The following is a 13,198-nucleotide window of genomic DNA, read 5'->3' on the forward strand; positions in this document are numbered from 1 at the left end:
GGGGTCCACCCCGGGGCGGGGGGGGGGGGGGGGGGCCCCGGGGCGCCCCCGCGGGGGGGGGGGGCGGGCCCCCCCCCCCCCCCGCCGACTGCGTGTGGCGTTCAGCGAGCCGTGGGCTCGCGCACCGGCTCGGCCGCGGCGGCCACCGGCTTGCGGGGCGCCGGCACCACCCGCTGGGCGGTGGCCGGCGTCGTGGCCGCGGGGGCGGCCGTACGAGACTTGGGCAGGGGTACCGTCATGGCGACCAGCAGCCCCAGGACGAGCGCCGCGAGGGCGATCACGGCGATACCCAGTCCCGAACTCGTCTGCGACAGCAGCAGCATGGCGAGCGTCGAGAAGATGACGGTGCACGAACCGTAGGCGAGCTGTGCGGCAGTCGGACGAGGCATGGCAATCGTGTCCTCGGAGGATATCGGGGGTGAGGCGGTCAACCGGCCTGGCTTTCAGCCGACTTCCGGGCGTTCCACTTTCGACTCTATTCGCGTGCATGCCCGAGTGGAACGGTTGGTAAGCGTGGCCTAACCCACGGTACCGGGGCACGGGGGGCGCACGGAGTCATGCATCCGGCAAGTGCCCTGGCCCACGCGCCCGTTGGGTGCTCCGTCGGTGTCGCCGGGCCCGCTTCGCGTCGGAGTCCGTACATAGTCCAGTTGTCCTGCTCAAGTCAAGACCTGTCTTTTCTCCTAAACCTCTAGTCAAATTACGTCACTTGACTACACGCGTTGATCACGCACGGACCCCTCCATGCCCAGGACCCGTCCTGTTCGTGCGCGCGACGCTGGGGAGGAACTCAAGTGACCAGCAGACCCTGGACGTTCAGAGTCGCCGCGGTCGGTGTCGCGCTCGCGGCGGCGTCCGCCACGTTCGCGACGTTCGCCGTCGCGGAGGCGAGCACCACGGCCGCGTCGGCCGCCGCGAACCGGCACGACCCGGCCCCGGTGAAGCAGGAGACGCACGACCTCGACGGCCCGCTGAGCAGGACCCAGGACGCTCAGCGCCAGGAGGCGCTCGACCAGGTCATCGCCGGCCGGGCCACGGTGCAGGACCGCGACGGTTCGCAGGTCGTCCAGCTCAAGAGCAAGAAGGGCGACAGCAAGTACGTCGAACTGGGCCGGGAGAAGACCGACGAGATCTTCACGATCCTCGTCGAGTTCGGCGACCAGACCGACCCCCGCTACGGCGGCTCCGCCGGCCCCCAGCACAACGAGATAGCCGCGCCGGACCGCGCCGGTGACAACAGCACCGACTGGCAGGCCGACTACGACCAGAAGCACTACGAGGACCTCTACTTCGGCACCGGCAAGAACACCGAGTCGCTGAAGAAGTACTACGAGAAGCAGTCCTCGGGCCGCTACTCGGTGGACGGCGAGGTCTCCGACTGGGTCAAGGTCCCCTACAACGAGGCCCGCTACGGCAACAACGCGTGCGGCTCCAGCACCTGCTCCAGCGTCTGGAACGTGGTGAGCGACGGCCTGAAGTCCTGGGTCGCCGGGCAGAAGGCGGCCGGCCGCTCCGACGCCGACATCAAGGCGGACGTGGCCAAGTACGACCAGTGGGACCGCTACGACTACGACGGCGACGGCGACTTCAACGAGCCCGACGGCTACATCGACCACTTCCAGATCGTGCACGCCGGTGAGGACGAGTCCGCGGGCGGCGGCGCCCAGGGCGAGGACGCGATCTGGGCGCACCGCTGGTACGCCTACGGCACCGACGCCGGCGCCACCGGCCCCGACGACAACAAGCTCGGCGGCGCCGAGATCGGCGACACCGGCATCTGGGTCGGCGACTACACCATCCAGCCGGAGAACGGCGGCCTGGGCGTCTTCGCCCACGAGTACGGCCACGACCTCGGCCTGCCGGACGAGTACGACACCGCGGGCGGCGAGAACTCCACCGGCTTCTGGACCCTGATGTCCTCCGGCTCCTGGCTCGGCCGGGGCGAGGACGCCATCGGTGACCTGCCCGGCGACATGAACGCCTGGGACAAGCTCCAGCTGGGCTGGCTCGACTACGACGTGGCGAAGGCGGGCAGCAGGTCCGCGCACAAGCTGGGCGTCGCCGAGTACAACACCAAGAACCCGCAGGCGCTGGTCGTCACCCTCCCGGACAAGGAGGTCACCACCGAGATCGTCGCCCCGGCGCAGGGCTCGACGCAGTGGTGGAGCGGCAGCGGCAACGACCTCAAGAACACCCTGACCCGGTCCGTCGACCTGACGGGCAAGTCGTCGGCCACGCTGTCCCTGGACGGCTGGTGGGCCATCGAGGCGAACTACGACTACCTCTACACGGAGGTCTCCACCGACGGCGGCGCCAACTGGACCGCGCTCGACGGCACGGCGGACGGCCAGGCCATCGGTCGGGACGGCAGCGACAAGCCCGCCCTCACCGGGTTCTCGGACGCGTACAAGAAGCTGTCGTACCCGCTCGACGCCTACGCGGGCCAGAAGATCGACCTGCGGTTCCGTTACGCCACCGACGGCGGTGTGGCGGAAGACGGCTTCGCGGCCGATCAGATCGCCGTGACCGCGGACGGCGCGACGGTCTTCGCCGACGACGCCGAGAGCGCGGACGCGGCCTGGACGGCGAACGGCTTCTCCCGGATCGGCGCGTCCTTCACCAAGGACTACGCGCAGTACTACGTCGCCGAGAACCGCCAGTACGTGTCGTACGACACGACGTTGAAGACCGGCCCGTACAACTTCGGCTTCTCGACGACCCGTCCGGACTGGGTGGAGCACTACCCGTACCAGAACGGCCTGTTGATCTGGAAGTGGGACACCTCCGAGCAGGACAACAACACCGGCCAGCACCCCGGCACCGGCCTCATCCTCCCGATCGACTCGCACCCGGCCGCGCTGCGCTGGTCGGACGGCACGCTGATGCGGGGCCGCATCCAGGCCTACGACTCGCCGTTCAGCCTGGAGCGCACGGACGGCATCACGCTGCACAAGGCGGATGTGCCGACCCGGATCAAGTCGTCGCAGGGGGTGCCGGTCTTCAACGACCACACCAGCACCTACTACGACTCGTCGAACCCGGCGTCCGGTGTCAAGATCACTGACACCAACACCAAGATCAAGATCGACAAGCAGGCCCGTGATGGCTCGACGATCGACATCGAAGTCGGCCCCGCGGTGAAGTAGCTCGCATCCTCGCAGGTCAGAGACGTATCGGCGGCGACCCCTTGGCGGGTCGCCGCCGATCGTGTTTAGGTGCGTCCTGTGGCGCTCTTATTGACACCGACCGAAACGGGGATGTGACTGAATGGCCGCAGGAGGTTTCTGCAAGCTGCCGAACGGCACGGTGGTGGTGGCACTGAACCTGCCCAGCCCCGCCGCCGACGGCGCGCCCGCGGGCACGACCGCGGGTGTGGTGCGTGTGCTGGTGCACGCCCGGAACCGGGCCCGCGCCCTGACGCGGCTGCGCAACCTGGGCATGCGGGCGGTCTACCTGCGTGGCAACGCGGCTCCGCCGACGCCGGACGAGATCACGGCGGTGCTGCACCATCCGGACGGGCTGATATGGCGTACCGCGCCTGACAACGGTGTCGGGACGGCTGACCTGGTCACGGAGCTGTGGCATCCGATCAGGGCGCTGCGGCGCGCTCGCGCTCCGCTGGGTGGGCTGTGACGTGCGCTCCGCTGGGCGGCGCGCCGTGAAACGCCGGGTGCGGGTGCGTGGGGGCGGTGGGGCGTGAGGGGTGTCGGTTGTCTGCGGGTGCGTCGTGGCTGGGCGCTCCCCCAAGTTCTCGGCTTCGCTCGAACAGGGGGGACCCCCAGTTCCCCGCGCCCCTGTGGGGCGCGGCCCTCCGGGGCACTAGACGACCGGTTTGCCCGACAGTTCCACGCCTGCCTCTCGTAGGTCTTCGAGGGCGTGCTGGGTGGTGTCGGCGGAGACGCCCGCGGTCAGGTCCAGCAGGACGTGCGTGCGGAATCCCTCCCGCACGGCGTCCAGGGCGGTGGCGCGTACGCAGTGGTCCGTGGCGATGCCCACCACGTCCACCTCGTCGACCTCCCGGGCCCGCAGCCAGTCGGCCAGCGGGACGCCGTTCTCGTCGGCGCCCTCGAAGCCGCTGTACGCCGCCGCGTACGCCCCCTTGTCGAAGACGGCGTCGATCGCGCCGGAGGCGACCGCGGGGGCGAAGTTCGGGTGGAAGCCCACGCCCTCGGTGCCGGCGACGCAGTGCGCGGGCCAGGAGCGGACGTAGTCGGGGTCGTCGGCGAAGTGGCCACCGGGCGCGATGTGGCGGTCACGGGTGGCCACCACGTGCCGGTAGCCGGCCGGGTCCCCCGAGTTCTCGGCTTCGCTCGAACAGGGGGGACCCCCATGGCCGATCAGCTCGGTGATGGCGGCGGCCACATCGGCGCCCCCGGCCACCGCGAGGCTGCCCCCCTCGCAGAAGTCGTTCTGCACGTCTACGACGATCAAGGCGCGGCGCATGGTCGGTGTCCTTCGACTGGCGGTCCCCAGCTCGTGGCGGGCGGGGGAGTGTGAAGTTACGAGCCTAGAGACTTCTGCTCCGGGGCGGGAGGGGTGCGGCCGGGGCGGTCGGGGCGGTCGGCCCCGGCACGCCCACTAGTACCCCGGGCCTCCGTGTACGTACTCCGTCGCGAGGACGGGTTCCCCGCGCGACAGCTGGGTCGCGGACAGCGGCAGCCTGGCGCGTACGGCGATGTGCCGGTCGCGGACGACGTCCAGCGGCTCGTGGGCCACCACCTCGCCGCCCTTGGCCAGCTCGACCAGGAGCTGCCGGTCGGCCAGCTCCGCGGGCACCGGCCCGGTGCCGATGACCTCGGTCTCCGCCACCCCGTAGGCGTCCAGCCGGCGCGCGGCCCACTTGCGTCCGCCGATGGAGGTCTTGCCGCCGGTGGATCGTTTCGCCACCGGTACCAGCGGGGCCTGCGGGTCGGCCGACTCGGCGCGCGCCACCAGCTTGTAGACCATCGAGCAGGTCGGGTGCCCGGAGCCGGTCACCAGCTGGGTGCCGACGCCGTACGCGTCCACCGGGGCGGCGGCGAGCGAGGCGATGGCGTACTCGTCGAGGTCCGAGGTCACGATGATCTTCGTGTCGGTCGCGCCCAGCTCGTCCAGTTGCTGCCGCACCCGGTGCGCGACCAGTAGCAGGTCCCCCGAGTCGATGCGCACCGCGCCCAGCTCGGGCCCGGCGACCTCGACGGCCGTCCGGACCGCCTCGGCGACGTCGTAGGTGTCCACCAGCAGCGTGGTGCCCCGTCCGAGCGAGTCCACCTGGGCCCGGAAGGCGTCCCGTTCGCTGTCGTGCAGCAGGGTGAAGGCGTGCGCGGAGGTGCCCACCGTAGGGATGCCGTAGCGGAAGCCGGCGGCCAGGTCCGAGGTGGTGGTGAAACCGCCGATGTAGGCGGCGCGCGCGGCGGCCACCGCGGACAGCTCGTGGGTGCGCCGGGCGCCCATCTCGATCAGCGGCCGGCCCCCGGCGGCCGAGGCCATCCGGGAGGCCGCCGCCGCGATGGCCGAGTCGTGGTTGAGGATGGAGAGGATCACGGTCTCCAGGAGCACGCACTCGGCGAACGAGCCCTCCACCCGCAGCACCGGCGAGCCCGGGAAGTACACCTCGCCCTCCGGGTAGCCCCAGATGTCACCCGTGAAGCGGTACTCGGACAGCCATTGGAGGGTGTCCTCGTCGACGATCTGCCGCTCCCGCAGGAAGTCGAGGACGCCCACGTCGAAGCGGAAGTCCTCGACCGCGTCCAGCACCCGCCCGGTGCCCGCCACGACGCCGTAGCGGCGCCCGTTCGGCAGCCGCCGGGTGAAGACCTCGAACACGCTCCGCCGCCCGGCGGTGCCCGCCCTGAGGGCCGCCTGGAGCATCGTCAGCTCGTACTGGTCCGTGAAGAGTGCCGTCGACGGCACGCCCACCCGCCTGCCGCCACCGCCCCGGCGCGGCGGTGTCCCGCGCCCTTCGTCCTCCGGCAGCCCAAGGTCCGCTGTGTCCATGAACCCGCATGCTACCCCCATCTCGTCAGTGTGACGATTTTTGCTGCGCATGGCAGCATGGGCGATGTGACGTCACCCGCGCCCGTAGAGATCGAACGCACCGAGTCGGCGGAGGAGGTCTTCGCCGTACCCGAGCCGGACGTCCCCTGGGTCACGATCGTGCACAACGACCCGGTCAACCTCATGAGCTATGTCACGTATGTCTTCCAGACGTATTTCGGCTATCCCAAGGACAAGGCCACCAAGCTCATGCTCGATGTCCACCACAAGGGCCGGGCGGTCGTCTCCAGCGGCAGTCGCGAGGAGATGGAGCGCGACGTGCAGGCGATGCACGGCTACGGTCTGTGGGCCACCCTCCAGCAGGACCGGAAGTAACGACGCCACCGATGTCAGGACACTTCGAACCGCTCCCCGGCGGCGGCGCGGCCGTCGCGCTCGACGACGTCGAGATTTCCATCATCCGGTCGCTGGCCGTCCAGCTGCTGGAACTGATCGGTCCCGGCACCGCCCCCGCGGACGCCCCCGCCGACCCGCTCGCCGAACTGTTCACCGAGGGGCCCAGTGAGCCGCCCGCCGACCCGGTGCTGCGCCGCCTCTTCCCGGACGCCTACGGCGACCCCGGGCGGACGGCGGACTCGCCCGCCCGCGCGGCGGAGCAGGAGGCGTCCTCCGCCGAGTTCCGCCGCTACACCGAGAACGACCTGCGGGCGGGCAAGCGGGAGAACGCCCTCGCGGTGATCCGCGCCCTGGACGCGCTGGCCGCGTCCGGCGAGGGCGGGGCGGTCCTCAAGCTGTCGCCCGAGGAGTCCCGGCAGTGGCTGGGCGCGCTCAACGACCTGCGGCTGGCGATCGGCTCCCGGCTGGAGATCACCGACGAGGACGACACCGAACTGCTCTACCGGCTGGCGGACGACGACCCGCGCAAGCCGATGGTGATGGCGTACCTGTGGCTCGGCGGACTCCAGGAGACCCTGGTCTCGACGCTCATGCCCTGATTCGTCCGCATTCCCTGTTCATTCCCCGTTCGCTCAGAGGACGCTCAAATCCGGATAACGATCCCGTCACCAAAGTGACCGGTTTTGATCGGATTGCTTGCAATTTATCCCGTTTTTTCCTGTGCGGTGCGTCACAGTGCACCGGTGTGATCAGCGGGGCTGCCGTGGTACATCTTCACGACCGCCCGGCGGACACCATCCATGTCCCGTCAGGTGTGCGGCCGGCCGGTCGATCACCGGCAAGGCCCAGCTCCATCAGTCGTGGGGGGACCGGAATCCGGTTCGTGGTCGGCCGAAGGGCCCGGACCGGCGTGGAGAAAGGCACACCGCACATGACCCCATCGCAGGTCACCGAGGCACCGGAAGAGGGCTACGAGCGCGGGCTCGGCAGCCGTCAGGTCCAGATGATCGCGATCGGCGGCGCCGTCGGCGTCGGCCTGTTCCTGGGAGCCGGGGCGAACATCGCCAAGGCCGGACCCAGTCTCATCCTGATGTACGCCGTCTCCGGCGCCATCATCTTCTTCATCATGCGGGCACTCGGCGAGCTGCTGCTCTACCGGCCCGTCACAGGCTCCTTCGCCGAGTACTCACGGGAGTTCCTCGGCCCGTTCTTCGGCTACTTCACCGGCTGGACGTACTGGATGATGTGGGTGGTGACCGGCATGGCCGAGCTGACGGCCGCCGCGATCTACATCCACTACTGGTTCCCGTCCGTCCCGCAGTGGCTGACGGCCCTGGTCTTCCTCGTCGTCCTGTTCGTGGCCAACCTGATCTCCGTGAAGCTGTTCGGCGAGATCGAGTTCTGGTTCTCGATGGTCAAGGTCACCGCGCTGATCGGCATGATCGTGATCGGGCTCGGTGTGCTCACCTTCGGCTTCAGCGCCGCCGGTGACACGGCCACCGTCTCCAACCTCTGGCAGTTCGACGGCTTCTTCCCCAAGGGCATCGGCTCCTCCCTGATGACCCTCCAGGGCGTGATGTTCGCCTACCTCGCCGTGGAACTGGTCGGCGTCACCGCGGGCGAGTCGGAGAACCCGGAGAAGACCCTCCCGAAGGCCATCAACACCCTGCCCTGGCGGATCGCGCTGTTCTACGTCGGCGCCCTCACCGTCATCCTGTGCGTGGTGAAGTGGACCGAGTTCGCCGAAGGCGTCAGCCCCTTCGTGAAGGCGTTCGCCGTCATCGGCATCCCGGCCGGCGCGGGCATCGTCAACTTCGTGGTGCTCACCGCGGCCCTGTCGTCCTGCAACTCCGGCATGTACTCCACGGGCCGCATGCTGCGCACCCTCGCGGACAACGGCGAGGCCCCCAAGGCGTTCGGCCGGCTGTCGGCCTCGAAGACCCCGGCGTTCGCCATCACGGTCTCCGTCGCCTTCATGTGCATCGGCGTGGTCCTCAACTACGTCGTCCCGGAGAAGGCGTTCGGCTACGTCACCTCCGTCGCCACCGCGGCCGGCATCTGGACCTGGCTGATGATCCTGATCAGCCACATCCGCTACCGCCGCGCCGTCGTCGCGGGCCGGCTGCCCGCGTCCTCCTTCCCCGCGCCCGGCGGATCGGTGTGCAGCTGGATCGCCGTCGCGTTCCTCCTCTTCGTCACCGGACTGATCGCGTACGACGCCGACGCCCGGGTCTGCCTGTACGTGATGGCGGGCTGGGCCGCCGCGCTCGGCATCGGCTGGCTGTTCCTGCGCAAGGGCACCCCCGGGACCACCGACCGCCGCGAACCGGCGCTGGAGCAGGTGGGCTGAAGTCCGGCCCACCGAACACCGCGCCACCGAGGACGTCCGGCCGCAGCACACCCGACAGGGCGAACGCTGCGGCAGCCGCTCCGGACGTCCGTCATATGGGCCGCTCCGTACCGCCCCTCGGTACGGAGCGGCCCCACTGCTTATCCTGGCCCGCATGCTGACCCTCACCCAGGACCTGTACGACCGGATCGTCGCCCACGCCCGCGCGGACCACCCGGACGAGGCGTGCGGCGTGGTCGCGGGTCCGGCGGGCACCGGCCGCCCCGAGCGCTTCGTCCCGATGCTCAACGCCGCCCGCTCGCCCACGTTCTACGAGTTCGACTCGCAGGACCTCCTGAAGCTCTACCGCGAACTGGACGACCGCGACGAGGAGCCGGTGATCATCTACCACTCCCACACCGCGACCGAGGCATACCCGTCCCGCACCGACATCGGCTACGCGAACGAGCCCGGCGCCCACTACGTCCTGGTCTCCACCGCAGACACCGACGGCCTCGGCGAGTTCCAGTTCCGCTCCTTCCGGATCCTCGACGGCGAGGTCACCGAGGAGGAAGTCAAGGTCGTGGCGGCGTACTGACCGCAATTCGGTCAGAATTCATCCACCATGCGAGATCGCATTCCGGGAGGCGGACCGGGAATCGATACGATGTGCCCATGGTTCTCCACGACGTGAGCGAGAAAGCGCCGGGCATGCTGCTCGTGGCGCGGCTGCACGTCGATCTGTGCAGGCTGAACAGCGCCATCTGTTGACGTTTCCGTGCCGCCGTGCGGCCGTGAGCCGCGGCGCTCCCCCCCCCCACGTGCCGAAAGCCGGGGGACCCACCGTGCGCCCGATCCGATTCTTCCGACAGGAGCCCGCAACCATGGCCATCGAGGTCCGCATCCCCACCATCCTCCGCCAGTACACCGACGGCCAGAAGGCGGTGGAGGGCAACGGCGACACCGTCGCCGCGCTGTTCGCCGACCTCGAAACCCGGCACGCGGGCATCCAGGGCCGCCTCATCGACGAGGCGAAGGACGGCCAACTGCGCCGCTTCGTCAACGTCTACCTGAACGACGAGGACGTCCGGTTCGTCGACGGCATCGACACCAAGCTGTCCGACGGCGACGTCGTGACCATCCTGCCGGCGGTGGCCGGCGGCATGGCCTGACAGGCCCTGATCCCCATGCGCTACGACTCCCCGCTCGCCGCGGTGGGCAACACCCCGCTGGTGTGCCTGCCGCGCCTCTCGCCGTCCGCCGACGTCCGGATCTGGGCCAAGCTGGAGGACCGCAACCCGACCGGCTCGGTCAAGGACCGCCCCGCCCTGCACATGGTCGAGCAGGCGGAGAAGGACGGCCGGCTCACCCCGGGGTGCACGATCCTGGAGCCCACCTCGGGCAACACTGGCATCTCGCTGGCCATGGCGGCCAAGCTCAAGGGCTACCGCATGGTGTGCGTGATGCCCGAGAACACCTCGCAGGAACGCCGGGACCTGCTCGGCATGTGGGGCGCGGAGATCATCTCCTCACCGGCCGCGGGCGGCTCCAACACCGCCGTGCGCGTCGCCAAGGAACTCGCCGCCGAGCACCCGGACTGGGTGATGCTCTACCAGTACGGCAACCCGGACAACGCCGGCGCCCACTACGCCACCACCGGTCCGGAGATCCTCGCCGACCTCCCCTCGATCACCCACTTCGTCGCCGGACTCGGCACCACCGGCACCCTCATGGGCGTCGGCCGCTACCTGCGCGAGCACAAGCCCGACGTGCAGATCGTCGCCGCCGAGCCCCGCTACGACGACCTCGTGTACGGCCTGCGCAACCTCGACGAGGGCTTCGTACCGGAGCTGTACGACGCCTCCGTGCTCACCACCCGCTTCTCGGTCGGCTCGGCCGACGCGGTCACCCGCACCCGGGAACTCCTCCAGCAGGAGGGCATCTTCGCCGGCGTCTCCACGGGCGCCGCGCTGCACGCCGCGATCGGCGTCGGCCGCAAGGCCGCGCGGGCCGGCGAGAGCGCCGACATCGTCTTCATCGTGGCCGACGGCGGCTGGAAGTACCTCTCCACCGGCGTCTACACGGCGGCCACCACCGAAGAGGCCATCGAGACGCTGCACGGCCAGCTCTGGGCGTAGCGCCCCGCCCCAGCCCTTCGACCGCCGAGTGGCGGACCCCGGCCGGTGGAAACCGGCGGGGGTCCGCGACGGATCCGGACGGCCGGGTGGAACGTCATATCCGTACCGGTCCGAGACCTTCGCGGAAAGGCGGTCGCCCCATGCGCCGTACGACGATCCACCGGATCCACCGCACGACGCTCGCCGCCGCGGCGGCCGTGGCGCTGCTCGCCGGCTGCGGCACGGCGGGCGACGGCTCGGGCACGGGGGACAGCGCGGGCGGCGGACGCAGCGCGGGCAGCGGCACCCCCTCGTCGACCCCGTCCGGCCCGTCCGCACCGGCGACCCCGTCCACGTCAGGCACCCCCTCCGTACCCGGCAACCCCTCCGGCGGCTGCGTGACGCAGGCCGAGCTGACCGCCGCCGACGACGGCCACAGCCTGTGCCTGACGCGCGGCGGGGTGGTACGGATCGATCTGGCCGGCATCCCGGACCGCCCCTGGCAGCCGCTCACCGCCACCGGCAACGCGCTCAAGGCCGTCAACGCGGGCGTCGTCGTCCAGCCGGGCCACGCGCTCGCCGCCTACGAAGCCGTCGCCGCCGGCACCGCCCGACTCACCTCGTACCGCCCGCTGTGCGCCCAGGGCAGCCCCGGCCAGGTCGCCTGCCAGGGCCTGCAGAACTGGACGGTCACCGTACGGGTCCGCTGAGCCACCCGTCGGGCCCGCCGCCCGGACGCGCTCAGGTCGCCAGGTGCCGCACCTGGTCCCACAGCACCGGATCGACCACGCCCACCCGGCGCCGGAAGTCCCACACCGGCACCTGGCGCAACTCGTCCGTCTCCAGGAAGCTCTGCCGGCCCTGCGCGTCGCCCACCGAACCCGGCGGGAGCGGGATCACCCCGGCCTGTTCGTCGCGGTACCTGCTGGTGATCTTCGCGACCGTGGCCCGCTTGCCGTGCACCGCGAGCACCAGACAGGGCCGGTCCTCCGCCCGCCCGTCCCGCGCCGCCGCCCCGCCCGAGGCGCCGCGCGCGACCCCTTCGGGCACCGGCCCCTCCGGCTCGTGCGGCACGCTCGCCCACCAGATGTCACCCGGCCGCGGCCGCTCCACGCCGGCCCGGGGACCCTCGTCGCGCCCCGATGACCACGTCCTGCGCCGGGGCGGCCGGCGGCCGCGTCCCCAGCCGTCGACGAGCGTGGCGATCAGCGCGAGCAGCACCACCGCCGCGAGCGCCAGCCACCAGGACGTGTCCATAGGCTTGACGGTACCGGCGCGTGCAACCCCGCGCGCGCCCTCTGTCATATCGCCTGCGCCCCCGGTCCAGCCGAACCGGTGACACCACAGGTGAGTTCGCCCACAACGCCCCCTGGCAAAGGCGCGACCCGAGCTTTCGCGCTTTACGCTCGACGGACCGCACGACCCCTGTCTGCCTTTTTCCGAACCCCCTTTCGCCCCTAGTGGATCGTTCCTTCCGGTTCGGTCCAGCCGGATTCACCGCCAACGGAGGTTTCTGCTTCATGAAGCTCACCGTCGTCGGCTGCTCGGGGTCGTTTCCGTCCGCGGACTCGGCCTGTTCGAGCTACCTCGTGGAGGCCGACGGCTTCCGGCTGCTCCTCGACCTGGGCAACGGCGCCCTCGGCGAGTTGCAGCGCCACTGCGGTCTCTACGACCTCGACGCGATCTTCCTCAGCCATCTGCACGCCGACCACTGCATCGACATGTGCGCCTACTTCGTGGCGCGCTACTACCGCCACGACGGCGGACGCGCCGCCCCGATCCCCGTCTACGGACCCGAGGGCACGGAGCAGCGCCTGACCACCGCCTACGCCGACACCCCCACCGCCTCCTCCATGAGCGAGGTCTTCGACTTCCACACCATCAAGCCGTCCACGTTCGAGATCGGCCCGTTCACCGTGCACACCGAGCGGGTGCGGCACCCCGTGGAGGCGTACGCCATCCGGGTCGAACACGGCGGGAAGTCACTGACGTACTCCGGGGACACGGGTGTCACCGCGGCACTCGACGAGCTGGCCCGGGACACCGACCTCTTCCTGTGCGAGGCCGCGTTCACCCACGGCAAGGAGAACATCCCCGACCTGCACCTCAACGGCCGGGAGGCGGGCCAGAGCGCCACCCGCGCGGGTGCCCGGCGCCTGGTCCTCACCCACATCCCGCCGTGGACCGACCCCGAGGTCAACCTGGCGGACGCGCGCGCCGTCTTCGACGGCCCGGTGGAACTGGCGGCGCCCAGGGCGACGTACGAGATCTAGACCGTACGGGATCCGCGCGCGATCCGGACCGCACGGAGTCCAGGCCCGTGCGCACACCGGAGGGTCCCCACACCGGAAGGCCCCGGACACCGGACGGCCCCGGAACC

15 protein-coding genes are annotated in these 13,198 nt (G+C 70.6%); 11 read left to right on the forward strand and 4 right to left on the reverse strand.

Annotated features, from left to right (window positions below; genetic code table 11):
* Positions 1–101: 101 nt before the first annotated feature.
* Positions 102–389 carry a hypothetical protein gene (locus ACFC09_RS04235; RefSeq protein WP_376523821.1) on the reverse strand — a complete coding sequence of 96 codons (288 nt, stop codon included), beginning with the start codon at positions 387–389 and terminating at the stop codon, positions 102–104.
* Positions 390–794: 405 nt separating this feature from the next.
* On the opposite strand from ACFC09_RS04235, the gene ACFC09_RS04240 reads away from it, so the two are divergent.
* Positions 795–3,146, forward strand: coding sequence for an immune inhibitor A domain-containing protein (locus tag ACFC09_RS04240; RefSeq protein WP_376523823.1), 2,352 nt, complete (start codon positions 795–797; stop codon positions 3,144–3,146).
* Between the two features lie 121 nt (positions 3,147–3,267).
* Positions 3,268–3,633 carry a hypothetical protein gene (locus ACFC09_RS04245; RefSeq protein ID WP_376523825.1) on the forward strand — a complete coding sequence of 122 codons (366 nt, stop codon included), beginning with the start codon at positions 3,268–3,270 and terminating at the stop codon, positions 3,631–3,633.
* A gap of 186 nt (positions 3,634–3,819) precedes the next feature.
* Here the strand turns inward: ACFC09_RS04245 and ACFC09_RS04250 are convergent, their stop codons facing one another.
* Positions 3,820–4,443 carry an isochorismatase family protein gene (locus tag ACFC09_RS04250; protein ID WP_376523826.1) on the reverse strand — a complete coding sequence of 208 codons (624 nt, stop codon included), beginning with the start codon at positions 4,441–4,443 and terminating at the stop codon, positions 3,820–3,822.
* 135 nt (positions 4,444–4,578) lie between these two features.
* Complete coding sequence (locus tag ACFC09_RS04255) at positions 4,579–5,976, reverse strand: nicotinate phosphoribosyltransferase (RefSeq protein WP_376523828.1); 1,398 nt, start codon at positions 5,974–5,976, stop codon at positions 4,579–4,581.
* Positions 5,977–6,033: 57 nt separating this feature from the next.
* On the opposite strand from ACFC09_RS04255, the gene clpS reads away from it, so the two are divergent.
* The 8 genes from clpS to ACFC09_RS04295 all read left to right on the forward strand — a co-directional run bounded on the left by clpS (position 6,034) and on the right by ACFC09_RS04295 (position 11,528).
* Complete coding sequence (gene clpS / locus ACFC09_RS04260) at positions 6,034–6,351, forward strand: ATP-dependent Clp protease adapter ClpS (protein ID WP_121894012.1); 318 nt, start codon at positions 6,034–6,036, stop codon at positions 6,349–6,351.
* Positions 6,352–6,362: 11 nt separating this feature from the next.
* Positions 6,363–6,971, forward strand: coding sequence for a DUF2017 domain-containing protein (locus ACFC09_RS04265; protein WP_376523830.1), 609 nt, complete (start codon positions 6,363–6,365; stop codon positions 6,969–6,971).
* A gap of 332 nt (positions 6,972–7,303) precedes the next feature.
* On the forward strand, positions 7,304–8,722 hold the full coding sequence (locus ACFC09_RS04270; protein WP_376523831.1) for an amino acid permease: 1,419 nt from the start codon (positions 7,304–7,306) through the stop codon (positions 8,720–8,722).
* 154 nt (positions 8,723–8,876) lie between these two features.
* A complete protein-coding gene (locus ACFC09_RS04275) occupies positions 8,877–9,299 on the forward strand; it encodes a Mov34/MPN/PAD-1 family protein (protein WP_376523833.1) in 423 nt (140 codons plus the stop codon).
* Between the two features lie 77 nt (positions 9,300–9,376).
* Positions 9,377–9,472: a putative leader peptide gene (locus tag ACFC09_RS04280; RefSeq protein ID WP_376523835.1), complete on the forward strand. Its 96-nt coding sequence runs from the start codon at positions 9,377–9,379 to the stop codon at positions 9,470–9,472.
* Between the two features lie 113 nt (positions 9,473–9,585).
* On the forward strand, positions 9,586–9,873 hold the full coding sequence (locus ACFC09_RS04285) for a MoaD/ThiS family protein (RefSeq protein WP_376523836.1): 288 nt from the start codon (positions 9,586–9,588) through the stop codon (positions 9,871–9,873).
* Between the two features lie 15 nt (positions 9,874–9,888).
* Entirely contained in the window at positions 9,889–10,839 is a 951-nt protein-coding gene (locus tag ACFC09_RS04290) for a PLP-dependent cysteine synthase family protein (protein ID WP_376523838.1), read from the forward strand.
* A gap of 140 nt (positions 10,840–10,979) precedes the next feature.
* Positions 10,980–11,528 (forward strand): hypothetical protein, encoded by a 549-nt coding sequence (locus ACFC09_RS04295; protein WP_376523840.1) that lies wholly within the window; start codon positions 10,980–10,982, stop codon positions 11,526–11,528.
* A gap of 31 nt (positions 11,529–11,559) precedes the next feature.
* Here ACFC09_RS04295 and ACFC09_RS04300 read toward each other — a convergent pair whose 3' ends face one another.
* On the reverse strand, positions 11,560–12,075 hold the full coding sequence (locus ACFC09_RS04300; RefSeq protein ID WP_376523842.1) for a type II toxin-antitoxin system PemK/MazF family toxin: 516 nt from the start codon (positions 12,073–12,075) through the stop codon (positions 11,560–11,562).
* Between the two features lie 263 nt (positions 12,076–12,338).
* On the opposite strand from ACFC09_RS04300, the gene ACFC09_RS04305 reads away from it, so the two are divergent.
* Complete coding sequence (locus tag ACFC09_RS04305; protein WP_376523844.1) at positions 12,339–13,091, forward strand: MBL fold metallo-hydrolase; 753 nt, start codon at positions 12,339–12,341, stop codon at positions 13,089–13,091.
* Positions 13,092–13,198 lie beyond the last annotated feature (107 nt).

Origin of the sequence: Streptomyces sp. NPDC056161 (assembly GCF_042268025.1) — a bacterium.
Classification (GTDB): Bacteria; Actinomycetota; Actinomycetes; order Streptomycetales; family Streptomycetaceae; genus Streptomyces.